At 71.7% G+C, this 24,597-nt stretch carries 23 protein-coding genes; 4 read left to right on the top strand and 19 right to left on the bottom strand.

Annotated features, from left to right (window positions below; translation table 11 throughout):
- Positions 1-16: 16 nt before the first annotated feature.
- A complete protein-coding gene (locus QP089_RS47405) occupies positions 17-859 on the bottom strand; it encodes an ABC transporter permease (RefSeq protein WP_285921195.1) in 843 nt (280 codons plus the stop codon).
- A complete protein-coding gene (locus QP089_RS47400) occupies positions 856-1,866 on the bottom strand; it encodes an ABC transporter ATP-binding protein (protein WP_285921194.1) in 1,011 nt (336 codons plus the stop codon). The genes QP089_RS47405 and QP089_RS47400 overlap by 4 nt, the downstream gene beginning before the upstream one ends.
- 224 nt (positions 1,867-2,090) lie before the next feature.
- Here QP089_RS47400 and QP089_RS47395 point away from each other — a divergent pair, with 224 nt between their 5' ends.
- The gene (locus tag QP089_RS47395) at positions 2,091-3,110 is read left to right on the top strand and encodes an alpha/beta fold hydrolase (RefSeq protein ID WP_285921193.1); all 1,020 of its coding nucleotides are present in this window, start codon (positions 2,091-2,093) and stop codon (positions 3,108-3,110) included.
- 44 nt (positions 3,111-3,154) lie between these two features.
- On the opposite strand, the gene QP089_RS47390 is transcribed toward QP089_RS47395, so the two are convergent.
- The gene (locus QP089_RS47390; RefSeq protein ID WP_285921192.1) at positions 3,155-3,514 is read right to left on the bottom strand and encodes a hypothetical protein; all 360 of its coding nucleotides are present in this window, start codon (positions 3,512-3,514) and stop codon (positions 3,155-3,157) included.
- A gap of 275 nt (positions 3,515-3,789) precedes the next feature.
- Here QP089_RS47390 and QP089_RS47385 point away from each other — a divergent pair, with 275 nt between their 5' ends.
- Complete coding sequence (locus QP089_RS47385) at positions 3,790-4,698, top strand: oxygenase MpaB family protein (RefSeq protein WP_285921191.1); 909 nt, start codon at positions 3,790-3,792, stop codon at positions 4,696-4,698.
- Between the two features lie 18 nt (positions 4,699-4,716).
- Positions 4,717-5,646, top strand: coding sequence for a hypothetical protein (locus QP089_RS47380; RefSeq protein WP_285921190.1), 930 nt, complete (start codon positions 4,717-4,719; stop codon positions 5,644-5,646).
- Between the two features lie 29 nt (positions 5,647-5,675).
- On the opposite strand, the gene QP089_RS47375 is transcribed toward QP089_RS47380, so the two are convergent.
- The 6 genes from QP089_RS47375 to QP089_RS47350 all read right to left on the bottom strand — a co-directional run bounded on the left by QP089_RS47375 (position 5,676) and on the right by QP089_RS47350 (position 12,224).
- Positions 5,676-8,444 (bottom strand): DEAD/DEAH box helicase, encoded by a 2,769-nt coding sequence (locus tag QP089_RS47375; protein WP_285921189.1) that lies wholly within the window; start codon positions 8,442-8,444, stop codon positions 5,676-5,678.
- Between the two features lie 138 nt (positions 8,445-8,582).
- Positions 8,583-9,440 carry a twin-arginine translocase subunit TatC gene (gene tatC / locus QP089_RS47370; protein WP_285921188.1) on the bottom strand — a complete coding sequence of 286 codons (858 nt, stop codon included), beginning with the start codon at positions 9,438-9,440 and terminating at the stop codon, positions 8,583-8,585.
- A gap of 69 nt (positions 9,441-9,509) precedes the next feature.
- Entirely contained in the window at positions 9,510-9,881 is a 372-nt protein-coding gene (gene tatA, locus QP089_RS47365; protein ID WP_285921187.1) for a Sec-independent protein translocase subunit TatA, read from the bottom strand.
- A gap of 24 nt (positions 9,882-9,905) precedes the next feature.
- Positions 9,906-10,127: a hypothetical protein gene (locus QP089_RS47360; RefSeq protein ID WP_285921186.1), complete on the bottom strand. Its 222-nt coding sequence runs from the start codon at positions 10,125-10,127 to the stop codon at positions 9,906-9,908.
- 82 nt (positions 10,128-10,209) lie between these two features.
- A complete protein-coding gene (locus tag QP089_RS47355; protein WP_285921185.1) occupies positions 10,210-11,253 on the bottom strand; it encodes a helix-turn-helix transcriptional regulator in 1,044 nt (347 codons plus the stop codon).
- A gap of 8 nt (positions 11,254-11,261) precedes the next feature.
- Positions 11,262-12,224, bottom strand: a complete 963-nt coding sequence (locus tag QP089_RS47350) for a helix-turn-helix transcriptional regulator (protein ID WP_285921184.1) — start codon at positions 12,222-12,224, stop codon at positions 11,262-11,264.
- A 128-nt stretch (positions 12,225-12,352) separates the two neighbouring features.
- Between QP089_RS47350 and QP089_RS47345 the strand changes: the two genes are divergently transcribed.
- Entirely contained in the window at positions 12,353-13,435 is a 1,083-nt protein-coding gene (locus tag QP089_RS47345; RefSeq protein WP_285921183.1) for a DUF3866 family protein, read from the top strand.
- Between the two features lie 21 nt (positions 13,436-13,456).
- Here the strand turns inward: QP089_RS47345 and QP089_RS47340 are convergent, their stop codons facing one another.
- The 10 genes from QP089_RS47340 to arc form a co-directional block, all read right to left on the bottom strand.
- Positions 13,457-13,990, bottom strand: coding sequence for a DUF3291 domain-containing protein (locus QP089_RS47340; protein WP_285921182.1), 534 nt, complete (start codon positions 13,988-13,990; stop codon positions 13,457-13,459).
- 32 nt (positions 13,991-14,022) lie between these two features.
- Positions 14,023-14,691 (bottom strand): helix-turn-helix transcriptional regulator, encoded by a 669-nt coding sequence (locus QP089_RS47335; RefSeq protein ID WP_285921181.1) that lies wholly within the window; start codon positions 14,689-14,691, stop codon positions 14,023-14,025.
- A 50-nt stretch (positions 14,692-14,741) separates the two neighbouring features.
- Entirely contained in the window at positions 14,742-15,683 is a 942-nt protein-coding gene (locus QP089_RS47330) for an FKBP-type peptidyl-prolyl cis-trans isomerase (protein WP_285921180.1), read from the bottom strand.
- 143 nt (positions 15,684-15,826) lie between these two features.
- Positions 15,827-17,185, bottom strand: a complete 1,359-nt coding sequence (gene pafA, locus QP089_RS47325) for a Pup--protein ligase (protein WP_285921179.1) — start codon at positions 17,183-17,185, stop codon at positions 15,827-15,829.
- Between the two features lie 161 nt (positions 17,186-17,346).
- Positions 17,347-18,126, bottom strand: coding sequence for a proteasome subunit alpha (prcA, locus tag QP089_RS47320; RefSeq protein WP_285921206.1), 780 nt, complete (start codon positions 18,124-18,126; stop codon positions 17,347-17,349).
- 20 nt (positions 18,127-18,146) lie between these two features.
- Positions 18,147-18,992 (bottom strand): proteasome subunit beta, encoded by an 846-nt coding sequence (gene prcB / locus QP089_RS47315; protein ID WP_285921178.1) that lies wholly within the window; start codon positions 18,990-18,992, stop codon positions 18,147-18,149.
- A 229-nt stretch (positions 18,993-19,221) separates the two neighbouring features.
- On the bottom strand, positions 19,222-20,367 hold the full coding sequence (locus QP089_RS47310) for an endonuclease VII domain-containing protein (RefSeq protein WP_285921177.1): 1,146 nt from the start codon (positions 20,365-20,367) through the stop codon (positions 19,222-19,224).
- Positions 20,368-20,477: 110 nt separating this feature from the next.
- Positions 20,478-20,687, bottom strand: a complete 210-nt coding sequence (locus QP089_RS47305) for a ubiquitin-like protein Pup (protein WP_067638008.1) — start codon at positions 20,685-20,687, stop codon at positions 20,478-20,480.
- A 277-nt stretch (positions 20,688-20,964) separates the two neighbouring features.
- Positions 20,965-22,482, bottom strand: coding sequence for a depupylase/deamidase Dop (gene dop, locus QP089_RS47300; RefSeq protein WP_285921176.1), 1,518 nt, complete (start codon positions 22,480-22,482; stop codon positions 20,965-20,967).
- A 160-nt stretch (positions 22,483-22,642) separates the two neighbouring features.
- The gene (arc, locus tag QP089_RS47295) at positions 22,643-24,406 is read right to left on the bottom strand and encodes a proteasome ATPase (protein WP_285921175.1); all 1,764 of its coding nucleotides are present in this window, start codon (positions 24,404-24,406) and stop codon (positions 22,643-22,645) included.
- Positions 24,407-24,597 lie beyond the last annotated feature (191 nt).

The following is a 24,597-nucleotide window of genomic DNA, read 5'->3' as shown; positions in this document are numbered from 1 at the left end:
GGCGAGTGGTGGGGCGTCAGGCGTCGCGGCGCTTGAGCAGGAACGCGGCGACGGCCATCAGCGCGGCCGTCCAGGCGGCGAACACCCCGTACCCCTGCCAGGGGGTGAGCAGGTCGTCCTTGCCCTGGTGCCCCTTGGCGATCAGCTGGCCGGCCTCCGAGGGCAGGTAGGCGTGCACGTGGTCGCCGATGCTGCCGGGCAGCAGCGCGGCGAGCGGGGCGAGCACCAGCACGAAGCCGATGACGCCGGTGATGCCGCCGGCCGGGTGCCGGACGATCGCGCCGATCGCGAGCGCGAACAGCCCGAGCATGGCCAGGTAGAGGCCGCCGCCGATGACGGCGCGCAGCACGCCGGGGTCGCCGAGCGAGACGTCCGCCTTGCCGTGCAGGATCGCGGCGCCGATGAAGAACGACACGAACGACACCACGACACCGAGGACGAGGACGATCAGCCCGAACACCACGGCCTTGGCCCACAGCATCGGCAGCCGGCGCGGCACGGCGAGCAGGCTCGCGCGGATCATGCCGGTGGAGTACTCGGAGGCGATGACCAGCACGCCGAGGACGCAGATGGTCAGCTGGCTGAGGAAGAAGCCGCTGCCGAGGATGGTGGAGACGGGGTCGGCGGCGATCTGCGCGCGGTCGCCGGGGTCGGTCTTGTCCCACTGGCCGACGGTGAGGCCCATGAACAGCGCGGTGAAGCCGAGGTCGAGCACGACCAGCAGGATCAGCGACCACAGCGTGGAGCGGACCGAGCGGATCTTGGTCCATTCGGCGATCAGCAGCCGGCCGAAGCCGGGGCGCGCGAAACCGGCCGGGTCGCCCGCCGGCGCGGCGGCGGGCTCGGCGGTGGCGGTCATCGGGTCTCCCCCTTGTCGGCGGGCGCGGCGTCCGGCGCGCCTGGGGCGGCGGGCGGCATGGCGGGCGGGGCGGACGCGGCGGGCGGGGCGGGCGCGGCCGGGTCGGCGGCGGTGCCGTACTCGACGCTGTCGCGGGTCAGCTCCATGAACGCCGCCTCGAGGGAGCCGCGCCGCGGGGTCAGCTCGTGCAGGACGATCCGCTCGGCGGAGGCGAGCTCCCCGACGCGCGGCGCCTCCATGTGGGTGACGGTGAGGACGGTGTCGCCCTCCGGGGTGATCTTGGCGCCCTCGGCGGCGAGCACGTCGGCGAGCCGGGCGGCGTCCGGGCTGCGGACGATCACCATCTTCTCGGTGCTGCGCTCGATGAACTCCTCGGTGGAGCAGTCGGCGATGAGCCGACCGCGGCCGATGACGATGAGGTGGTCGGCGGTGACGGCCATCTCGTTCATCAGGTGGCTGGAGACGAACACGGTGCGGCCCTGCGCGGCGAGCCGCTGCATGAGGGTGCGGATCCAGACGATGCCCTCGGGGTCCAGACCGTTGACCGGCTCGTCCAGGATCAGCACGGACGGGTCGCCGAGCAGCGCGGCGGCGATGCCGAGCCGCTGCCCCATGCCGAGGGAGAAGCCGCCGGCGCGCTTGCGGGCGACCTCGGTGAGGCCGACGAGGTCGGCGACCTCCTCGACGCGGCGGCGGCCGATGCCCTGGGTCTGGGCGAGGCACAGCAGGTGGTTGTAGGCGCTGCGGCCGGTGTGCACGGCGCGGGCCTCCAGCAGGGCGCCGACCACGCGCATGGGGGCGGGCAGGTCGCGGTAGTGCCGTCCGGCGATGCGCGCGTCCCCGCGGGTGGGGCGGTCCAGCCCGAGCAGCAGCCGCATGGTGGTCGACTTCCCGGCGCCGTTCGGGCCGAGGAAGCCGGTCACCCGTCCGGGGACGACGGTGAAGGACAGGTCGTCCACGGCGGTCTTGTCGCCGTAGCGCTTGCTGAGGTGCTCCGCCTCGATCATGCGCGTCCCCGGGGGTCGGTTCCAGTGATCGGGATCACACTAGCGCGGCGCGCGGTCCGCGCGGATCCTCCCATCAGCCGATGCGCCTCCGTCTTCGGTAGGGGATCGGCGGGCTCCGGCGGGCCCGGTGTACGGCGCCGGGAGCAGAGGAGATTGCGCCCGTTGCCGGACGCCTGAGCGCGCGCGTTCCGGGGAGGATGATCGATATCCCCCGAAGGAGTGCGATGACCGCTGTACCCGACCCGTCCGCATCGGCGTCGGCCGCGACCGCCGCGACGGCGCTGGAGCCCGCCGGCCCCCGGCGGCGTTCGCGGCTGCTCAGGTGGGGCCGGCGGCTGCTGGCCGCCGTGGTGGTGCTGCTGGTGGCCGTCACGGTGTTCTCGTTCGCCTACAACGCGGCGACGGCGGGACGGGCGAGGCCGCCGGCCGGGGCCCGTTTCGCCGAGGCGGACGGGCTCCGCACCCGGTACCGGGAGTGGGGCGCGCGCGGGACGCCGGTGGTGCTGGTGCACGGCGCCTTCGAGTCCGCCGACACCTGGTCGCGGGTCGCGCCGCTGCTGGCGACCGGGCACCGCGTGTACGCACTGGACCTGACCGGGTGGGGCTACAGCGAGCGGCGCGGCCCGTTCGACACCGCGCACCAGGCCGCACAGCTGCTGGGGTTCCTGGACGCGATGGGCCTGGACCGGGCGACGCTGGTGGGGCACTCCAGCGGCGCCGGGGTGATCGCGGCGGCGGCGCTGAAGGCGCCGGGGCGGGCGGCCGGGCTGGTGTTCCTGGACGGCGACGCCCTCGACACCGGCGCCGGCGAGGGCGCCGACACCGTGCGGTTCCTGCTGCGCGACCCGTACCGGACGACGCTGACCCGGCTCGTCGTCCGGTCGGATTGGGTGATCCGGAAGATCTACGGCGCGCAGTGCGGGCCGTCCTGCCCCCGCCTGGACGGGGCGGGGGTGGAGCAGTGGCGGCGGCCGTTCCAGATGCCGGGCGCGGAGGACGCGGTGTGGCGGATGCAGGCGGTGGTGGGGCTGCCGGCGGCGCGGGTGGCGGAGGTGGCGCGGATCCGGGTGCCGAAGGCGGTGGTGTTCGGGGCGGAGGACGACGTGTTCTCCCGCAGGTCCCCCTACGAGACGGCGCGGCGGATCGGCGCGCCGCCGCCCACGATCGTCCCCGGCGCCCATCACCTGTCGCTGGTGTCGCATCCCCGGCAGGTCGCCGGCGCGATCCTGGCCATGGCGCCCTGACCCGGCCGCCCTCCGCCCCCTGGCGCTCCCGTTCAGGGCTCCGGTCAGGCGGGGACGCCGTCGGCGGCGTTGATGTCCTTGTGGAACCGCTTGTGCACGTAGAGGCGCTCGCCGAGGGAGTCGCAGCGCCACCACAGGCCGGAGGGCGGGCCGATCCGGGTGTGCCGGGGCAGTTCGCGCAGCACCTCGTTGACGGGGGTCATGCGCAGCCGCCCGGAGCGGCACACCAGGATGCGCCGGTCGGTGACGACGACGACCCGGTAGGCGTTGGTGAACAGGATGATCCAGTAGGACAGCAGCGCGAAGTACTGGCTGGTCGTCTGGGCTCCGAACACTGCCTGGACGTTCTCGCCCGGCTGCAGGACGTGCGCCGCGTTGGCGCGCATCTTGTCGCGGATGGCCACGGGGCTGGACCTTTCTCGCAGAGCGCGTGGGCGGCCCGGGTGGCCGCCGTCACGGCGCCGCACCGGCGGTCCCACTGCCCTCGGGGGTTGACAGAAGCCTCGATTGTGCCACCGGTCACCCGCCCTGTGGCATGTTTTCGTGCGTTGACACGATAAAGGGCGACGATTCGACAGGAACCGCGGCGCCGCGCACGGGCGCCCGGCTTTATTGACGCCCTGCCAATAGTTGCGGGAGGATGGCGGCAGGACCAGGCCGCCGACCACCGGGAGGCCCCGTGACCACGCCCCGCACCTCGCCCGCCGCCGTCCCGGCGGACCCGGCTCGGCTGCCGGGCCCCGTGCCGGCGGGCGACCGGCTCGCCGAGCGGCTCGCCGACCGGGAGGTGCTGCGCGCCCTCGCCGCCGAGCCGCTGATCGGCCTCGGCGCCGGGCGCGCCCTGCTGATGCAGCTGGCGCACCCGGCGGTCGCCCGGGGCGTCGCCGAGCACAGCGACTTCGCCGACCGGCCGCTCGCCCGGCTGTTCGGCACCCTGGACTTCCTGCTCGTCACCACGTTCGGGACGCCGGACCAGGTCGCGCGGATCGCCGCGAAGGTCCGCGGCATCCACACCGCCGTCCGCGGCGAGGGCTACTCCGGCAACGACCCGGACCTGCAGTTGTGGGTGAACGCCACCCTCATCGACTCGGCCCTGTACATCTACGAGCACGTGATGCGGCCCGGCGACGACGAGCCGGACCTGGCCGAGGAGTACTACCGGCAGGCGCGGATCGTCGCGGAGGTCCTCGGCTGCCCGCTGGACGCCCAGCCGCCGGACCTGGCGGCGTTCCGCGCCTACATGGCCGAGACGGTGGCGTCGCTGCAGGTCACCGACACCGCCCGCGAGGTCGCCGCCGCCGTGCTGTACCCGCGCAGGCTGCGCGCCCTCGCCCCGGCGCTGATGGTGTTCCGCCTGGTCACGACCGCGCTGCTGCCCGAGCCGTTGCGCGAACAGTACGGGCTGCCCTGGACCCACAACCGGCGGCGCGCCGCGGACATGGTGCTGCGCACCGCCACCGACCTGCACCACCTCACCCCGGCGTTCCTGCGCCGCCCGCCGCGTCCGCTGCTGGTCCGGCTCGCCCGGCACCGCGTCGAGCGCACCCTCGCCAGCCGCCGCGACCGCCGCCGGCACGCCCGCCCCTGACCGTCCGGAGACCGCCGCATGCTGGGCATCTACGCCGACCTTCCGTGGTCGTACGCGGCCGGCGCGGGCATCGCTTTGGCCGCCGCCCACCAGCTGCGCGGCGCGCGCCGCGCCCGCGCGGACGCCGCCGGTTCGCCTGCCGAGCCGGAGACCCGCGGCGGGCAGGACGCGGCGGGGCGTGCCGCCGAGCCGGTCCCGGGCCGCGCGCCGCGCGTCGCGGGCGCCACCGGCGGCCGCCACTTCGCCCTCGCGATGGCCTACAGCGTCCTGATCTTCGTCCCGACGAGCCTTGTCGTCACCGCCGCGCATCCGCAGTGGGCGACGCTTCAGTACCGCGACCACCTCTCGCACGGCTTCCTCACCGCCCTGGCGGCCGGGGAGGTCGCGCTGACCGCCGCCGGGTTCCTGGTCACGCGGGGCCTCCTGGTCGCCGGGCGGATCCGCTGGGCGACCTGCCAGGTGCTCCTGGGATGCCTGCTGCTGTGCCTGGCGGTCGTGCACGGCCCGGACGGCGACGGCTGGAAACGGTTCCTGTCCACCGGCCGGGCCGACTACCGGGCGTTCCCGCAGTTCCTGAACGTCGGCGACCTGGAGCCCATCGCCGCGCACGTCGGCGGCTTCCTCACCTCCGGCCTCGCCGCCGCCCTGTACGTGACAGGCGCGCTCGCGCTCGGCTCGCTCGGCCTGATCATGTGCGTGCTGCACCAGTTCGGGCTGACCGACGCCGCCGCCGACGGCCCGGGCCCGCTGCGCGCCGGGCTCGTCGCCGCGTTCATCGGCGGCGGCACCGCCGTCGTCGCGGTCCTGACCTCGGCGCTGGTCAACGGGCTCGGCTGGGTCGCCCTCCTCGCGGTCGCCCCCGTCCTGTGGGTGGCGATCATCGCCCGCGGCGCGTTCGCGTCCATCGTCGCCGCCGACCTCGCCCTGCCCGCCGAGCAGGACGCCTGATCAGCCCACCCTGATCAGACCGCCCCCGATCAGCCGACGGAGGTGTAGGCGACCACGCCGCGGCGCATCGCGTCCATGGCGCGGCGCGCCGTCTTGCGCAGGTGGGAGTTCTCCGGCGCCGCGTCGACGATCTGGCCGAGCAGGTCCAGCAGCTGCTTGACGGCGCGGACGAAGTCGCCGGCGGTCCTGTCGCTCTCCAGCAGCACCTCGTCGAGGTCGTCGCCCTTGGCCCACCGGTACGCCGTCCACGCGAACCCCAGGTCGGGCTCGCGCAGGAACGACACCCGGTTGTCGCGCTCGACGGCCTCCAGCTCCCCCCACAACCGCACCATCGCCGCCAGGGCGTCCTGGGACGGGCCGGTCGGGGTGCGAGGCGGGGTCGCGTCGTCGGGCTGCCGCGACTCGTACACCAGCGCGGACACGCACGCGGCCAGCTCGGCGTGGTCGAGCTTCTCCCACAGCCCGGCGCGCAGGCTCTCGGCGGTCAGCAGGTCCAGCTCGTTGTAGATCCGGCCGAGGCGGCGGCCCTCGGCGGTGACGTCGTCGCCGTCGAGGTAGCCGAGCTGCTGCAGCACGGCGCAGACCCGGTCGAACGTGCGGGCGATCACCTGCGAGCGGCCCTCGACGCGGCGCCGCAGCTGCTCGGTCTCGCGGTCCAGCCGGTGGTACCGCTCGGCCCAGCGGGCGTGGTCCTCGCGCTTGTCGCAGCCGTGCACCGGGTGGGCGCGCAGCTCGGCGCGCAGCCGGGCGATCTCGGCGTCGTCGGGGGCCGCGGAGTCGCCGCGGCCGCGGCGCCGCTCCCGGGCGTCGTCGGGCACCTTGTTGCGCAGCGTGGACGCCAGGTCGCGGCGGTCCTGCGGGTTGCGGGGGCTGAACGACTTGGGGATGCGGATCCGGTCGACGGGCTCCACGGCGCGCGGGAAGTCCTGGATCGACAGCCGCTGCACCGACCGGTTCACCGTCAGCACCAGCGGCGCCGGCCCGTCCGAGCGGCGCCCCACCCCCGGGTCGAGGACGACCGCGAGCCCGGAGCGGCGCCCCGACGGCACCAGGATCACGTCACCGGGCCGCAGGTGCTCCAGCGACCTCGCGGCCTCGGCGCGCCGCGACGACGACCGCTCCCGCGACAGCTCCGCCTCCCGGTCCGACAGCCGCCGCCGCATCGCCGCGTACTCCATGAAGTCGCCGAGATGGCATTCGGCGGCCTTGGCGTACCCCTCCAGTGCCTCCTCGTTCTTGCGGACCTGCCGCGCCAGCCCCACCACGGCCCGGTCGGCCTGGAACTGCGCGAACGACTCCTCCAGCAGCGTCCGCGCCCGCTCGATCCCGACGGCGCCGACGAGGTTCACCGCCATGTTGTAGGACGGCCGGAAACTGGAGTTCAGCGGGTAGGTGCGGGTGCCGGCGAGCCCGGCGACCGACGCCGGCTCCACGCTCGGACCCCACACCACCACCGCGTGGCCCTCCACGTCGATGCCGCGGCGCCCGGCACGGCCCGTCAGCTGCGTGTACTCGCCCGGCGTCAGGTCGACGTGGGCTTCGCCGTTCCACTTGTCGAGCTTCTCGATCACCACGGTGCGGGCCGGCATGTTGATGCCGAGCGCGAGGGTCTCGGTGGCGAACACCGCCTTGATCAGGCCGCGGGTGAACAGCTCCTCGACGATCTCCTTGAACGTCGGCAGCATCCCCGCGTGGTGCGCGGCGACGCCTCGCTGCAGCGCCTCCAGGAAGTCGGTGTAGCCGAGGATCCGCAGGTCCTCGGGCGAGATGTCGGAGGTGCGCAGCTCGACGTGCGCGCGGATCTCCTCGGCCTCCTCCTTGGAGGTCAGCCGGATCCCCGCGTGCAGGCACTGCAGCACCGCCGCGTCGCAGCCGGCGCGGCTGAAGATGAATGTGATCGCCGGCAGCAGCCCCGCCCGCTCCAGCCGCTCGATCACGTCGGGGCGGGCCGGCGGCCGGAACCGCTGCGGCCGCGGCGCCCGCCGGCGGCCGGTGCGGCGCCCCTGGTTGACCTTGGCGCGGCGGACCTCCTCCACCGCCATCCGCGTCAGCTGCGGGTTCAGCCGGGCCTGCCGGTCCTTGCCCTTGCCGGTGTCGACGAACAGGTCGTACAGCCGCGTCCCCACCAGCATGTGCTGGAACAGCGGGACGGGCCGGTGCTCGTCCACGATCACGGCGGTGTCGCCGCGGACCTCGTGCAGCCACTCGCCGAACTCCTCGGCGTTGGACACCGTCGCCGACAGCGCCACGATCCGCACCGAGTCCGGAACGTGGATGATCACCTCTTCCCAGACCGCGCCGCGGAACCGGTCGGCGAGGTAGTGCACCTCGTCCATCACCACGAACGCCAGCCCGGCCAGGGTCGGCGACTGCGCGTACAGCATGTTGCGCAGCACCTCGGTGGTCATCACCACGATCGGCGCCTCGCCGTTGACGCTGTTGTCGCCGGTCAGCAGCCCGACCTTGCCGGGCCCGTAGCGGCGGACGAGGTCGGCGTACTTCTGGTTCGACAGCGCCTTGATCGGCGTGGTGTAGAAGCACTTGGTGCCGCCGGTGAGCGCCAGGTGGACCGCGAACTCCCCCACCACGGTCTTGCCGGACCCGGTGGGCGCCGCGACCAGCACGCCGCTGCCGTCCTCCAGCGCCTGGCACGCCTCGATCTGGAACGCGTCCAGCTCGAAGTCGTACAGGGTGCGGAAGTCCAGCAGGGCCGGGCCGTTCCCTGCGGTGCGCGAACGGTAGGCCGCGTACCGCTGGGCCGGGCTCTGCGCGGCCTGCGCGGTGTCGGGGGAGGTCATGCCATCGAGCCTACGGTTTCGACGGGCCCGATTCCCAATTCGGGACCGCTTTTCCCGCGCGCCCCACCAGAACCCCTACCGCCCCTCCGAGGGAACGACCGCCCGGGCCCGCTCGCTCGCCGGCGCCCGGCCGGCGGGTCAGCGGGCGCGGCCGCCGCCCTCGAGCTCGGCGTCGATCGCCTCCAGGTCCAGCGGGGACGCCTCGTCGTCGGACAGGCCCGCGTCGGGGTCGGGGCGGCGCAGCTTGCGGCGGTCGTGGAAGTACGCCAGCACCTCGGCGAACTCGAACAGCACCACGGTCGGCAGCGCCAGCGCCAGCATGGTGAACGGGTCCTGGCTGGGCGTGGCGACCGCGGCGAACACGAACACCCCGAACACCAGCAGCCGCCGCGACCTGCGGATCCGCTCATGGGTGAGGACCCCGACCAGGTTCAGCATCACCACGAACAGCGGCAGCTCGAACGTCAACCCGAAGATCAGCAGCATCGCCTGGGCGTAGCCCAGGTAGTCCTGCACGCCGACCAGCACCGTCGTGTCGCCCGGCGCGAGCCCGATGAAGATCTTCAGGCCCTTGTCCATCGTCAGGTACGCCAGCGCCGCGCCCGCGCAGAACAGCGGGACCGCCGCCGCCATGAACACGTACGTCCAGCGGCGCTCCCGCTTGTACAGCCCCGGCGCCACGAACGCCCAGATCTGGTACAGCCAGATCGGCGACGACAGCACCGCGCCGACGATCAGCGCGACCTTCAGATGGATGAAGAACCCGTCGAAGATCCCGTGCACGACCAGGTCGCACTTGCCCGCCAGGCAGTGCTCGGACGGGATCCGCGTGTAGGGCTTCTTCAGGAAGTCCCAGATCGGGCCGAAGCACAGCCAGCCGGCCAGCGCGCCCGCCAGCAGCCCGAGGATCGCCTTGATCAACCGGTTACGCAGCTCGCGCAGATGGTCCATCAGCGGCATGCGGCCGTCGGGGGCGGTGTCGTGCCTGGGCTTCATGGCGGGCTTTCGGGGCTCGGATCGGCTGGGGGTGTGCGCGGGGTGTGCGCGGCCTGCTCGGGCGGCAGGTCAGCCCTGGCGCAGCCGGCCCGGGTCCGACACCGGCACGCCCTCGATCGGCTCGCCGGACGCCAGCGCGCCGCGGCCGCGCTGCGCGCCCTCGGCGGCGGCCGCCTCGCGCTCCAGCCGGGCGGCCTCCTCGCGCAGCCGCGCCGCCTTGTCGCGGGCGCTGTCGGCGGGGGCCGGGGCGGCGGCCGCCGGCGGCGCGGGCGGCTCGGCGACGTCGTCGCCGTCGTCGCGCAGGCCCTTGGTCTCGGCCTTCAGGATCCGCGCCGACTTGCCCAGCGACCGGGCGAGCTGCGGCAGTTTCGCGGAGCCGAACAGCACCACGACGACCAGCAGGATGATCAGGATCTCGGGCGTGCCCAGTCCACCAAGCATGGCATTCCTCTTCAGCAGGGGTCCTCAGGACGATCGTACGCCGTCCCCGGGCGCTTGTGGCACCCGAGCGTCCTGGAGTTCGGACAGTTCATCACGCAGCGCCGACTGTTTGGGCGCGAGCCGCCGTCTGGTGCGCTCGAGTTCACGACCGAAACGCCGCACGCCCAGGTAGACGCGGAACGCGCACCAGGCCAGCACGGCGAGGCCGACGAAGCCCAACGCCACCGACACTCCGACCCACGTCACGCCCGCCACGGTAGCCGATCCCGGGACACGATGCTCCACCGGCACCCGCCCCGGACACGCCCCATCCCGCGCGATCCCGCCGTCACGCCATCCCGTACAAGGCCAGCGCGCGGGACGCGTCGTCGCGGACGCCCTCGGCCAGCGACTCCGGCGCCACCACCCGGCCCTGGTCGCCCAGCCGCAGCGCCAGCCCCCGCACCCACCGGGTGTCGGGCGTGCGCAGCACCACCCGCAGCCGCCCCTCCCCCAGCTCCCGCACGCTCTCGCACGGGTAGTAGTCGGCGACCCAGCGGCCCCGCGCGGTCAGCTCCAGCGTCACCGCGACGTCCTGCGGCGACGGCCGGAACAGGCCCGCGTCCACGTCGATCGGCTCGGCGTCCTCGGGGACCTGCGCCGGCACGTCCAGCACCGCCAGGTCCGAGATCCGGTCCAGCTTGAACAGCCGCACCGCCTCCGCGCGGCGGCACCACCCCTCCAGGTAGGTGTTGCCCTCCACCACCAGCAGCCGCATCGGGTCGACGTCCCGCTCGGTGTTCTCGTCCCGCGCCGGCACGTAGTACCGCAGGTGGACGCGGCGGCCCGCGGCGATCGCGTCGCGCAGCGTCCCGAGCCCGGTGCGCGCCGAGTCCGCCGACCCGCCGCGCGCGTCCACCTCCACCGCCACCTTGCTGGACACCGCCGCCGCCGCGCCCGCCGCCGACTCCAGCTTCGCGATCACCCGCGACAGCGCGTCCCGGTCGTGCAGATCGGGGATGCCCGCCAGCATCCGCAGCGCCACCAGCAGCGCCGACGCCTCGTCCACCTTCAGCCGCAGCGGCCGCGCGATCGACTCCGCCTCCGCCACCGTGATCTCCCCGCCCTCGTAGGACAGGTCGATCGGGCAGTACGGGTCCGGGGCCCGCAGCTCCACGCACCACAGCAGGTTCAGGTCGTCGATCAGCTGCTTCTCGGTCACCCCGAACGCGGCCGCCGCCTCGCCCAGCAGCACCGAGTCGCGGTTCACCACGTACGGCACCAGCGCCAGCAGCCGCGCCAGCCGGTCCGTCGACGTCGTCGCCGGCGCCTTCGCCGCCCTGGCGGCCTTCGCGGCCGGCCTGCCGGTGTTCCCGGTTCTCGTCTCGCCCATCGCCCCGCTCACCCCAGCACCGACTTCAGCTGCTGGATGACCGCCTCGCGCAGGTCCGGCGGATCCAGCACCACCACGTCATCGCCGAACCGCGCCAGGTACGGCGCGAACCGGTCCACGTCGCGGAACGTCAGCACGGCCTCGTCCCACTCGCCGTCGCCGGCCATCGGACGCACATCCTTCGCCCACCGCCGCACGCCCTGCGCCGCGCCGGCCCGCAGCCGCACCGTCGCCGGCCGCGGCTCGGTCACCGGGTCGCCCCAGTCGAACGCGATCTTCCGCACGTCCACCCCGTCCGGCACGGTCACCGACCCGTCGGGGCCGTCCGGCGCCACCTCGCCGACGATGCGGCTCAGCCGGAAGACCCGCTCCTCCTCGCGGTCCCGGTCGAACCCCACCACGTACCAGCGGCCCCGCCGCGACACCACGCCCCACGGCTCCAGGTGCCGGCGCGCCACCGACGTCCGCCCGATCCCCTGGTAGTCGAACGCCACCGGACGGCCGTCGCGGACCGCCTCCCACAGCGCCGGGAACGCCGGATCGCCGGTGTTCACCCGCGGCTCCACCCCCACCGCCGTGGCCACGTCCGTCTCCACCCCGGCCGCCCGCAGCTTCAGCAGCGCCCCGGAGGCGGCCTCCGCCATGCTCGCCCGCTGCCACACCCGCGCCGCCAGGCCCAAAACCGCGGCCTCGTCCGGCGTCAGGTGGATGTCGGGCAGCTCGTAGGCCTGCGGCGGGATCCGGTACCCGATCTCCTCGCCGCCGCCGCCCTGCTGGTCGCTGCCGACCTCCAGCGGGACGCCGAGCTCGCGCAGCTCCTCCTTGTCGCGCTCGAACATCCGCTTGAACGCCTCGTCGGAGTCCGGGTAGCCCGGCACCGCCCGCCGGATCTGCTCGGCGGTCAGATAGCGCCGGGTGGCGAGCAGGCAGACCACCAGATTCAGCAGGCGCTCGGTCTTGCGCCGCGACACTTCGCCACCAACCCCTTCCGCGGAGCCTGACGCTCCGCCCTCCGCTCCGGCGACCTCCGGCGGCGCCCGCCGGCCTCCCGGCCCGATCGCGCCCCCGCTCCTCGCCCAGGACGCTACCGTTTCCCGGTGTGATCCGATGGCGCAAAGGCACAGTAGAGGGCATCCGCCGCGAATGGCCGGGGGCGGTCGAACTCGACGTCGTGATCGGAGGCGACGGCGCGCACCGCGCTCTGGCCTACCCCGACCTGGTCGGACGGCCCGAGCCCGGCGACACCGTCCTGCTCAACACTACGGCCTTGGCGATGGGTCTCGGCACCGGCGGCTACGCCATGGTCGTCGCGGTCCCCGACCGGCTCCCGCCCGACCCGTCCGGTCCCGGCCACCTCGTCAAGGCCCGCTACACCCCGCTGCAGGCCACCGTCCTCGGCGCCGACGAGCAGGACTCCCCCCACCACGAGGCCCTCCGCGACGCCGACTCCCTGGACGGCATGCCCGTCGTCGTCGCCGACCTGCACTCCGCGCTGCCGCCGATCCTCGCCGGGCTGCTCGCCGAACGGCCCGGCGCCCGGATCGTCTACGTCATGCCGGACGGCGGCGCGCTGCCGTCCTGGTTCTCCATGTCCATCGGCCGCCTCAAGGACGCCGGCGCCCTCGCCGCCACCGTCACCACAGGGCAGGCGTTCGGCGGCGACCTGGAGGCCGTCACCGTCCACACCGGGCTGCTCGCCGCGCGGCTGGTGCTGGACGCCGACGCCGTCGTCCTCGCCCAGGGCCCCGGCAACCTCGGCACCGGCACGAAATGGGGCTTCTCCGGCGTCGCGGCGGGCGAGGCCGTCAACGCGGCATCCGTGCTGGAAGGCCGCCCCGTCGCCTCCCTGCGCGTCAGCGAGGGCGACAAGCGCGAGCGCCACATCGGCGTCTCGCACCACTCCCTGACCGCCTACGGCCGCGTCGCCCTCGCCCGCGCCGACGTCCCCGTCCCCGAACTCGGCGGCGCGTTCGGCGCCCGCGTCGCCGCCGAGGCCGCCCCGCTCGGCGACCGCCACACCCTCGTCCCCGTCCCCGTCGACGGCCTCCACGACACCCTCAGGGCCGCCGAGAAGGAGTGGGGCGTCCGGCTGTCCACCATGGGCCGCCGCCTCGACGAGGACCTCCCCTACTTCCTCACCGCCGCCGCCGCGGGCCGCCACACCGCCGCCCTCCTCGACTGACCCCGCCCGGGGCCGCCCTCGTCACAGCGTGGCGGGCTCGGCCCCGTCCACCACAGCCCCGTCCACCACGGCGTCGGCGGCGACGGCCTCCTCGGCCGTGTAGGACGCCGTGAACGTGAACGCCCGCGGCGACGGACCCTGCGCGCGCAGCAGGGCCAGCCGCTCCAGGCCCTCCTCCACCGTCGGGACGTGCCCGGCCGGGATCCACCACATCACCAGGTGCGCCTCCGCGTGCCGCTGGAACCACTCGCGGCGCCGCCGCATCGCCGCCAGGTGCGTGCTGCGGTACACGAAGTCCCACAGCGCCTCCTTCGACTCCCACACCGAGAACGTGACGATCACGTCGTCGCCGGCGGGACGCATCCGCGTCGCGTCCGCCTGGCCGTCCTCGACGAGCCGCCAGACGAACCCGGGCGCCCCGTCGGCGAGCGCGTTCAGCGGATCGAGCAGCGCGACGAAGTCCGCGGTCCGGGGGTCGTCCAGGGGGAAGTGGAGCGTGGCGACGTTGAACTGGGCGAGATGGAAGCCGGCGCGAACGTCCTCATGTTCGGTCATGGCGCCACCCCACCATGCCCGCCACTTCTATGTCAATCCTGATTGTTTTTAGAAGGTTCGGCCACCACGCAGCACCACCCCGGCCGCGCGTCCATCCGCACCCGCACACCGCCCGACCCCTCCACGAGCCCCTCCAGCAACGCCAGGTTCATCCCGCACACCAAAGGAGGGAACCGCTCCGCCAGCGCATGGAACGGGCAGTTGCGCATCCGCAGCACCGGCCCGCCGCCGTCCCCGCCGTCCTCACGGACCGGCTCATAGCCGCGCGCCTCGAGCACCTTCGCCAACGCGTCCAGATCACCGCACGGCTCCCCCGCCGCCGACGCGACGCCCTCACGGCGCGCCGCCTCCTGCAGCTCCCGGTCCAGCCCCGCCCGCTCCGCCGCCTCCGCCAGCAGCCCCGCCACCGTCCGGTAATCGCGCGGCGGCAACGACACCCCCCGCTCCACCACCGACCGCCGGTACACCTTCGCCGGACGCCCCGCCCCCGGCCCCGACCGCCCCGACAACCGCCGGCTCCCCGCCTCCAGCAACCCCGCGTCCACCAGCTTGTCCAGATGGAACGCCGCCAGCGTCCGCCCTACCCCCGCGGCCTCCGCCGCCTCGTTGCGCCCCACCTCGCGGCCGCGCCCGACCACGAACTCGTACAACCGCCGCCGCACCGGATCCTGGAGCAGCGCCACCGCCTCGATGTCCTCCACTCCGCCATTCTAAGAACAGCGGAGATAGAACATAGAACGCCCGGCGGCCCCTAGTGCGCGCCCAGCAGATCCACCACGAACACCAGCGTGTCCGACCCCCGGATCCCGTACTGCGCCAACCCCTTCGACCCGTAGCCCAGCGACGGCGGAACCACCAGCATCAGCCGGCTCCCCACCCGCTGCCCCAGCAGCGCCTGATCCCAGCCCTTCATCACCTGGCCCGTCCCCACGACCACACCGAACGGATGCCCCGCCGACCACGACGAATTGAACACCCGCCCATCACGCCAGAAATACCCCGCATACTGCGTGGCCAGGAGCTGCCCCTTCCGCAGCACCGGCCCGTCCCCCCGCACCAGCGTCCGCACCTGCAGCTTCTTCGGCGGCGCCACCTTCGGCACCGTCACCACCGGCGTCTGCCCCGCCGGCGCCTCCGCCACCCTCGGCAACGCAGGATCGTCCAGCGGAGCCTGCTTCTGCCCGTGCGGCCCCGCCTTCCCCGAATACACCCCCAGCACGTCCAGGACGTACACCAGCGTGTCCCCCGGCCCCACCTGATGCCGCGCGTCACCCGACGCCCCGAACCCGTCCTTCGGCGGAATCCGCGCCACCACCCGCGACCCCGGCCGCGCCCCCTCCAGCGCCTTCACCAGACCCGGCACCAACTGCCACGTCGAGAAGAACCCCGGACGACCCTCCGCGTAACTGCTCGCCACCAGCTTCTTGCCCGACTTGTTCCAGCGGTACCCCACATAGTCCGCCATCACCAGATCACCCTTGCGGGCCGCCGCGCCCTTCCCCTCCTTCAGCGTCTTCACCGCCAGCGACCCCTCCGGACCGCCCTTCGGAAACGACACCTCCGGCAGACGCCCGAACGCGCCCTTCACCGACACCTTCACATCCGAACCACCCGAACACCCCGACACCAGCGGCACCGCCAGCACGGCGACGGCGGACAGGGCGACGACACGACGGAGAACACGACGGCGCATACGGGTCCTTCGAGGGGTGATGAGCGCTGCTGCGCGCTCACCCTACAACCCAAGTGACCAGCCGGTAGCGCACACCACGCCACTCACCCCCGCCACACCGGCACCGGGGGCCGCCGACCACTGCGACGGCACCCGGCCCGCCGTCACATCCCCGCGATCAGCTTGTCCACCCGCTCGTCCACCGACCGGAACGGGTCCTTGCACAGCACCGTCCGCTGCGCCTGATCGTTCAACTTCAGATGCACCCAGTCCACCGTGAAATCACGCCGCTTCTCCTGCGCCTTGCGGATGAACTCCCCCCGCAACCGCGCCCGCGTCGTCTGCGGCGGCACCGACTTCGCCTCGAAGATGTCCAGATCCCGCGACACCCGCTCCACCGAGCCCCGCTTCTCCAGCAGGTAGTACAGCCCCCGGTCACGGTGCACATCGTGATACGTCAGATCCAGCTGAGCCACCCGCGGCGACGACAACGGCAGATCGTACTTGCGCCGGTACCGCTCGATCAGCTTGTACTTCATCACCCAGTCGATCTCACGCGACACCAGGTCCAGATCGCCCGTCTCCACCGCCCGCAGCGTCCGCTCCCACAGATCCAGCACCCGCTTCGACGTCGCGTCCCCGCCCCGCGAGTCCACGAAGTCCCGCGCCTTCCCGAAGTACTCCTTCTGGATCTCCAGCGAACTCGCCTCGCGCCCGTTCGCCAACCGCACCTTCCGCCGCCCCGTCATGTCGTGACTGACCTCCCGGATCGCCCGGATCGGGTTCTCCAGCGTCAGATCACGCATCACCACCCCCGCCTCCACCATCCGCAGCACCAGGTCGGTCGCCCCGACCTTCAGCAGCATCGTCGCCTCGCTCATGTTCGAGTCACCGACGATCACGTGCAGGCGCCGGAACCGCTCCGCGTCCGCGTGCGGCTCGTCCCGCGTGTTGATGATCGGACGCGACCGCGTCGTCGCCGACGACACGCCCTCCCAGATGTGCTCCGCCCGCTGAGACACGCAGTACACCGCACCCCGCGGCGTCTGCAGCACCTTCCCCGCGCCGCAGATGATCTGCCGCGTCACCAGATACGGGATCAGCACGTCCGCAAGCCGACCGAACTCCCCATGACGCCCCACGAGATAGTTCTCATGGCACCCGTACGAGTTCCCCGCCGAATCGGTGTTGTTCTTGAACAGGTAGATGTCGCCGGCGATGCCCTCCTCGCGCAACCGCCGCTCCGCATCCACCAGCAGACCCTCCAGGATCCGCTCCCCCGCCTTGTCATGCGTCACCAGGTCCACGACACTGTCGCACTCCGGCGTCGCGTACTCCGGATGACTCCCCACATCCAGGTACAACCGCGCACCGTTGCGCAGGAACACGTTGCTGCTCCGGCCCCAGGACACCACCCTGCGGAACAGATAGCGCGCCACCTCGTCCGGTGACAACCGCCGCTGCCCCCGGAAGGTGCAGGTGACGCCGTACTCGTTCTCAAGCCCGAAGATGCGCCTGTCCACACCATGACCCTATGCGGCCCGGCCCCGACTTGGCAGTCTCAAAAGCCCACCGTTTCCCGCATGAAACAAACCCGCCGCGGCCGGACGGCACCACACCACCCGGCCACGACGGGCCAAACTCACCCAGGCGCCACACTCACCAGGCGCCCCCGGACAGCGGATCAGTCCTTCCCGCCGTCCTCCAGCACATCGTCCACATCCGCCACCGACGGCCCCGAACCCGACTCCGACTCCGACGACCCCGAACCCGAACCGCCGGCGCCCTCCGCCAGCAACTCCTCGATCCGCCGCGCCGGCAACCGCCGGAACAACCGGTGCTCCCGATTGCGGTCCAGCACCGCCACCTCCAGCGACTTCGCCTCCAGCCGCCGATCCGAATCCTGCGCCTCCAGCGCCCGCACCGCCGTCCGCAGCGCCCCCTCCAGCGACGCCCCCTCCTCGTACCCGTCCTTCAGCGCCTGCGCCACCGACTCCGTCTGACCGCCCATCGCCACGTAACCGTGCTCATCGGCCACCGACCCGTCGAACGTCAACCGGTAGATCTGGTCCGTGTCCGCATCCTCACCGACCTCCGCGACGACCAGCTCCACCTCGTACGGCTTGTTCGTCTCCGTGAAGATCGTCCCCAGCGACTGCGCGTACACGTTCGCCAGCCCCCGCGCCGTCACGTCGCGACGGTCGTACTGGTACCCGTTGATGTCCGCGTACCGGACACCGCCCAGCCGCAGATTCTCGAACTCGTTGTACTTCCCCACCGCCGCGAACGCGATCCGGTCATAGATCTCACTGATCTTGTGCAGCGCACGCGACGGATTGTCCGCCACGAACAGGATGCCGTCGTCGTACTGCAGCACCACCACACTGCGGCCACGCGCGATCCCCTTACGCGCATAGTCCGCCTTGTCCTTCATCTGCTGTTCGGGCGACACATAGAACGGCATGGACACCGGTCGGATCCCTTCTATCGCAGCGGGGCGGTCGGACCGCCCGGCGAGTCGTAACGTCCATCCACGACGGCCTGCGCCAGCGCGCCCACCTCGTCCTCACCCAGCCGGCGGTACCCGTCCGACGTCACCGACGCCACCACCGGGAAGATCCGCCGCGCCAGATCCGGACCGCCCGTCGCCGAGTCGTCGTCCGCCGCGTCGTACAGCGCCTGCACGCACGCCAGCGCCGCGTCCTCCGCCGACAGATCCGCCCGGTACAGCTTCTTCAGCGCACCCCGCGCGAACACCGACCCCGAACCGATCGAGTGGAAGTCCCGCTCCTCGTACCGGCCGCCCGCCGGGTCATAGGAGAAGATCCGCCCCCCGTCCCGCTCCTCGTCATAGCCCGCGAAAAGCGGCACCACCGCGAGCCCCTGCATCGCCATCGCCAGGTTCTGCCGCACCATCGTCGCCAGCCGGTTCGCCTTGCCCTCCACCGACAGCGTCCGGCCCTCGCGCTTCTCGTAGTGCTCCAGCTCCACCTGGAACAACCGGACCATCTCGATCCCGATCCCGGCCGTCCCCGCGATCGCGATCGCCGAGAACTCGTCCGCCCGGAACACCTTCTCGATGTCCCGCTGCGCGATCACGTTCCCCGCCGTCGCCCGCCGGTCCCCCGCCATCACCACCCCGCCGGGGAAGCTCACCGCGACGATCGTCGTCCCATGCGGGATCTCGTCCCCCACCGGCGACACCGGCACCGCGCGCCGGCCCGGCAGCAGCTCCGGCGAGTACACCCCCAGGAACTCCGTGAACGAAGACGTATCCGGGCTCGTGAACAGCCCCGGCAGACGTCCGGTGTGCGAATCGTGGGACGCCACGCGACTCCCTTCCCTCCACCAGGCGCCGGTGCCCTCACATACCCCACCGGCGCAGACGACTACGACCCTACTGTTCAACCCTCGCCCGGCGCATGCCGCGTGATCCACCACCGCGTCAGCCCACGGCGAACCTTCCCCCACGAACACCCATCCATCAGCACAGACGACACGCGCGCACGGCCGGCTCGCCGCGCGCGCGTGTCGTCATTCGTCCACGCTCCGAGGGCGGTCAGGAGTACACGAACGAACCCTCCTCGTCCGTCCCGACCCACGTCGGCATGTCGAGCTCCTCGTCGAACGGCAGCGTCTCCTTGCGGTACCGGCCGTCCTCCTCCCAGAACTCCTTCCACCCGCCCTTCGGCACCGTCGCCGGGTCGACGTCCGGAACCGTCAACGACAACCGCGTCCCGCCATCCGCCGCCGACACCGTCCGGACGAGCCACCCCTCCACGTAATCTGCCGCCCGCCGAAGCGCGATCGGGTCGTCACGCAGCTGCCCCATGCCGCTGTTGCAGCCGGTGCAGGCAAGACCGCGCACCGCACCGGTGTCGTGGTCATGATCGACATGTTCCGCCGGTTGGTCGCAGCAGACGGCGCAGTAGCCGACCTGCACGCTACGGAGCCATGTCGCGTCCTCGTCGTTGATCCCGTATTTCTGCCGCAGGTGGTAGTGCCGCGCGGACTGCAGGCTGTTCCCGCGCGTCCTCCAGGACGGATCCCACCGGACGCGATCCGGTCCACCGAAGACCGGAGCCCCGATTTCGATCCGCATCCTTCGCGCGTGCGGCCCCCGCAGCTCCAGGTAGTCCGCCGCCAGGCGGAGCACGGCGGGGTCGTCGTGGAACTGGCCGAGCCCGCCGTTGCACCTGAAGCAGAGGATCCGGCGGACCAGGCCGGTGAGGTGGCTGTGGTCGACGTGCTTCGCCGGAGCCCGCAGGCAGATGACGCAGACGCCGCCCTGCTCGGCGACCATCCGCTCCACCTCCTGCTCGGTCACCCCGTAACGGAGCTGGAGCATGTAGTTGCGCTGGCCGCCGTATCGCTCGCGCTTGTACTCGGCGATGACCTTGTTATGGCAAGGCCTGCAGTACGCGGCGATGCCCGTTCCCTTCGCCCGGTTGCTGCCGAACTCGTTCACCGGTTTGACCGTTTCGCACCGGGCGCAGTATTTCATCCCCTCAGGCACGGCCGAATGCCGCCGATAGGGGCGGGCCTCCTTGCCCTGCACGGCCCGCTTCCCCCGGTAGCAGGAGGCGTTCCGCAGGCCGAAGCACTCCTTGCAGTAGAGCGCGAGACCGTCCGCGGACGCCTTCCGCTTCCAGAATTCGGTGACCGGCTTGACCTCGCCGCAGTCACGGCACCTTTTCGTGGACATGGGCGAGACTTTATCAGTCTCGCCCACATCCTTGGCCGCCCATTTAATGGTCTGCGCTACCGGACGCCATTCATTTCCCGAGCGATTCGGACATGTCCGGATTTATCGTATTATTGTCCGCCTTTTTGCACGAACCCACGAACAAATTCCTCTGCGTTTTCTTCGAGGACTTCGTCAATTTCGTCGAGAATTGAATCGACGTCGTCGGTCAGCTTCTCCTGCCGCTCCTGGACGTCTTCGGTGGTCGTGGCCTCGGTCTCCTCGACCTCTTCCGTGCGCCGGGTGGTCTGCTTCTGACCGCCGGTGTCCTTCGTGGCCATTCCGTACCTCCGCTTCTTGCCGGTACCCCGACCCTATCTCCGATCTTCGTAGACGAGCGGATCTTATGGTCCGTTTCGTCCAGTCGCTCTAGGCATCGGGGGCCTGATCCGGTTATCGCCCGTCCGCCGACCGGTGAAACAGGCAAAGCGGTCACGAAACCGCGACATCGCCCGTCGCCGCAGGTCAGCGCGGGACGCCACTCGATAGTGGCACTATCCAACGGGCGCCGTCCAAGATCCGGACGGCGCCCGCGTGTCAGCCCCGGAGGGGCCCGGCTCAGCTCTGGCCGGTCAGCGTGGCCACGAGGTCGGCCGCGGTGCGGCAGCGGTCCAGCAGGGCGCCCACGTGCTGCTTGGTGCCGCGCAGCGGCTCCAGGGTCGGGACGCGCTGCAGCGACTCGCGGCCGGGCACGTCGAAGATGACCGAGTCCCAGGAGGCGGCGGCGACGGAGTCGGCGTACTGGCGCAGGCAGCGGCCGCGGAAGTAGGCGCGGGTGTCCTCGGGCGGGTCGTCGATGGCGTGCTCGACCTCGGCCTCGGTGATGAGGTGCTCGACGCGGTCGCGGGACGCCAGGCGGTTGTAGAGGCCCTTGTCGGGCCGGATGTCGGCGTACTGCAGGTCGACGAGCTGCAGGCGCGGGTGGGACCAGTCGATGCCGTCGCGGCTGCGGTAGCCCTCGAGGAGGGCGAGCTTGGCGACCCAGTCGAGTTCGCGGGACAGCTGCATGGGGTCGTCGCCGAGGCGGTGCAGGACGGACTCCCAGCGGTCCAGGACGTCCTTGGTCATCTCGTCGACGTCGGCGCCGTAGCGGTCCTCGACGTACTTGCGGGACTGCTCGAGGTACTCCATCTGGAGCTGGACGGCGGTCATCTTGCGGCCGTCGCGCAGGGTGAGCAGGTGCTTGCAGGACGGGTCGTGGGAGACGGCGCGCAGGGCGGCGACGGGCATGTCGACGGACAGGTCGACGGTGAGGAAGCCGTCCTCGATCATGGCGAGGACGAGGGAGGTGGTGCCGAGCTTGAGGTAGGTGGACAGCTCGGCCATGTTGGCGTCGCCGATGATGACGTGCAGGCGGCGGTACTTCTCGGGGTCGGCGTGGGGTTCGTCGCGGGTGTTGATGATGGGGCGCTTGAGGGTGGTCTCGAGGCCGACCTCGACCTCGAAGAAGTCGGCGCGCTGGCTGATCTGGAAGCCGTCGCCGCGTCCGTCGACGCCGATGCCGACGCGGCCGGCGCCGCAGACGACCTGGCGGGAGACGAAGAAGGGGGTGAGGTGGCGGACGATGTCGGCGAAGGGGGTCTCGCGGCGCATGAGGTAGTTCTCATGGCAGCCGTAGGAGGCGCCCTTGTTGTCGGTGTTGTTCTTGTAGAGCTGGATGGGGTGGGTGCCGGGGACCATGGCGGCGCGGGCGGCGGCGTCGGCCATGACGCGTTCGCCGGCCTTGTCCCAGATGACGGCGTCGCGGGGGTTGGTGCATTCGGGCGCGGAGTACTCGGGGTGGGCGTGGTCGACGTAGAGCCGGGCGCCGTTGGTGAGGATGATGTTGGCGAGGCCGAGGTCCTCGTCGGTGAGCTGGGTGGGGTCGGCGACCTCGCGGGCGAGGTCGAAGCCACGGGCGTCGCGGAGGGGGTTCTCCTCCTCGAAGTCCCAGCGGGCCCTGCGGGCCCGTGCCGCCGATGCCGCGAGGTAGGCGTTGACGACCTGGCTGGAGGTCACCATCGCGTTGGCCCCTGGCTGTCCGGGTACGGAGATGCCGTACTCGGTCTCGATGCCCATCACCCGCCGAACACTCATATCGTCGAGCCTATCGGGGCCGGGAGGGTGGAGCCATGGGGCCGGTGCTTCCCGGGGGCGTGTCGGGGCGCGGGGCGGGGCCGTTCGGGGGTGCGGACGGCGTGCGGCGGCCGCCCCGGTGGTGGGGCGGCCGCCGCGTGGCCGTTCGGTGTGGTGCGGGTTACAGGTACTGGCCGGTGTTGGCGACGGTGTCGATGGACCGGCCGGCTTCGGCGCCCTTGGTGCCGGAGACGAGGGTGCGGATGTAGACGATCCGCTCGCCCTTCTTTCCGGAGATGCGGGCCCAGTCGTCGGGGTTGGTGGTGTTGGGCAGGTCCTCGTTCTCGCTGAACTCGTCGACGCAGGCGGCGAGGAGGTGGTTGACGCGCAGGCCCTTCTGGCCGGTGTCGAGGAACTGCTTGATGGCCATCTTCTTGGCGCGGTCGACGATGTTCTGGATCATGGCGCCGGAGTTGAAGTCCTTGAAGAACAGGACTTCCTTGTCGCCGTTGGCGTAGGTGACCTCGAGGAAGCGGTTCTCCTCGCTCTCGGTGTACATGCGCTCGACGGTCCGCTGGATCATGGCCTCGACGGTGGCCTCCTCGGAGCCGCCGTGCTCCTTGAGGTCGTCGGGGTGCAGCGGGAGGCCGGTGAGGATGTACTTGGAGAAGATGTCCTTGGCGGCCTCGGCGTCGGGCCGCTCGATCTTGATCTTGACGTCGAGCCGGCCAGGCCGCAGGATCGCGGGGTCGATCATGTCCTCGCGGTTGGAGGCGCCGATGACGATGACGTTCTCCAGCCCTTCGACGCCGTCGATCTCGCTGAGCAGCTGCGGGACGATGGTGTTCTCGACGTCGGAGGAGACGCCGGATCCGCGGGTGCGGAAGATGGAGTCCATCTCGTCGAAGAAGACGATGACCGGGGTTCCGGCGGAGGCCTTCTCGCGGGCGCGCTGGAAGACCAGGCGGATGTGCCGCTCGGTCTCGCCGACGTACTTGTTGAGGAGTTCGGGGCCCTTGATGTTGAGGAAGAAGCTCTTGCCCTCCTTGCCGGTCTGCTCGGCGACCTTCTTGGCGAGGCTGTTGGCGACGGCCTTGGCGATGAGGGTCTTGCCGCATCCGGGCGGTCCGTAGAGCAGGACGCCCTTGGGGGGCCGGAGCTTGTGCTCGCGGAACAGGTCGGCGTGCAGGTAGGGCAGTTCGACGGCGTCGCGGATCATCTCGATCTGCGAGCCGAGCCCGCCGATCTCCTCGTAGGAGATGTCGGGGACCTCTTCGAGGACGAGCTCTTCGACCTCGGCCTTGTGGATCTTCTCGTAGGCGTAGCCGGAGCGGGGTTCGAGCATCAGGGAGTCGCCGGCGCGGAGGGGGACTCCGCGCAGTGGTTCGGCGAGCTTGATGACGCGTTCCTCGTCGGTGTGCCCGATCACGAGGGCGCGTTCGCCGTCGTCGAAGAGCTCCTTGAGCATGACGACCTCGCCCTGCTCTTCGAACTTGAGTGCTTCGACGACGTTGAGGGCCTCGTTGAGCATGACCTCCTGGCCGCGTTGGAGTTCGTCGGCGTCGACGGCGGGGCTGACGTTGACGCGCAGCTTCCGTCCGCCGGTGAAGATGTCGACGGTTCCGTCGTCGCGGGCTTCGAGGAAGACCCCGAATCCGGAGGGTGGTTGCGCGAGCCTGTCGACCTCCTCCTTGAGCGCCACGATCTGTTCGCGAGCCTCTTTGAGGGTCGCTACGAGTCGCTCGTTCTGGCCCGTCACTGCGGCCAGGTTCGCTTGTGCCTCATGGAGGCGTTCTTCTAGGACACGTACTTGGCGCGGGGATTCCGCGAGCTTGCGGCGCAGCACGGAGATCTCCTCCTCCAGGAAGGAGATCTGCGTTTGGAGGTCCTTGACCTCCTTGTCGTGCTGCGCCCTGCGCGCCCCAGCATCGTCACGAGCGGCCACGCCCCGTCACCTCCTCACGAAGAGAGCCGACGACCTACTGAGACCCTACCTATCTGGAGGGCTTCCGTAACCTGCCCATTCGGTACTCGTGTCGTGCGGGAGTGGTTCGGGTGGTGTTCGGGGGGCGGTGCGGGGGTGGTGTTGGTGGTGGTGTTGTGCTGCGCGGACCTGCGGTTTTGGGTGTGGGGGCG

Source organism: Actinomadura opuntiae (assembly GCF_030283205.1).
In the GTDB taxonomy this organism is placed as follows: domain Bacteria; phylum Actinomycetota; class Actinomycetes; order Streptosporangiales; family Streptosporangiaceae; genus Spirillospora.
Note: the sequence above shows the minus strand (reverse complement) of the source record. Positions and strands in the feature narration are given on the sequence as shown.

Excerpts from the sequence above, each read along its gene's own strand:
- prcA (WP_285921206.1), bottom strand. The coding sequence starts at position 18,126 with ATGCCGTTCTATGTGTCGCCCGAACAGCAGATGAAGGACAAGGCGGAC.
- QP089_RS47305 (WP_067638008.1), bottom strand. The coding sequence starts at position 20,687 with ATGGCCACGAAGGACACCGGCGGTCAGAAGCAGACCACCCGGCGCACG.
- tatA (WP_285921187.1), bottom strand. The coding sequence starts at position 9,881 with ATGCTTGGTGGACTGGGCACGCCCGAGATCCTGATCATCCTGCTGGTC.
- QP089_RS47355 (WP_285921185.1), bottom strand. The coding sequence starts at position 11,253 with ATGGGCGAGACGAGAACCGGGAACACCGGCAGGCCGGCCGCGAAGGCC.
- QP089_RS47405 (WP_285921195.1), bottom strand. The coding sequence starts at position 859 with ATGACCGCCACCGCCGAGCCCGCCGCCGCGCCGGCGGGCGACCCGGCC.
- QP089_RS47310 (WP_285921177.1), bottom strand. The coding sequence starts at position 20,367 with ATGTCCACGAAAAGGTGCCGTGACTGCGGCGAGGTCAAGCCGGTCACC.
- QP089_RS47330 (WP_285921180.1), bottom strand. The coding sequence starts at position 15,683 with ATGCGCCGTCGTGTTCTCCGTCGTGTCGTCGCCCTGTCCGCCGTCGCC.
- QP089_RS47400 (WP_285921194.1), bottom strand. The coding sequence starts at position 1,866 with ATGATCGAGGCGGAGCACCTCAGCAAGCGCTACGGCGACAAGACCGCC.
- dop (WP_285921176.1), bottom strand. The coding sequence starts at position 22,482 with ATGAGTGTTCGGCGGGTGATGGGCATCGAGACCGAGTACGGCATCTCC.
- QP089_RS47340 (WP_285921182.1), bottom strand. The coding sequence starts at position 13,990 with ATGACCGAACATGAGGACGTTCGCGCCGGCTTCCATCTCGCCCAGTTC.
- QP089_RS47395 (WP_285921193.1), top strand. The coding sequence starts at position 2,091 with ATGACCGCTGTACCCGACCCGTCCGCATCGGCGTCGGCCGCGACCGCC.
- tatC (WP_285921188.1), bottom strand. The coding sequence starts at position 9,440 with ATGAAGCCCAGGCACGACACCGCCCCCGACGGCCGCATGCCGCTGATG.
- QP089_RS47380 (WP_285921190.1), top strand. The coding sequence starts at position 4,717 with ATGCTGGGCATCTACGCCGACCTTCCGTGGTCGTACGCGGCCGGCGCG.
- QP089_RS47375 (WP_285921189.1), bottom strand. The coding sequence starts at position 8,444 with ATGACCTCCCCCGACACCGCGCAGGCCGCGCAGAGCCCGGCCCAGCGG.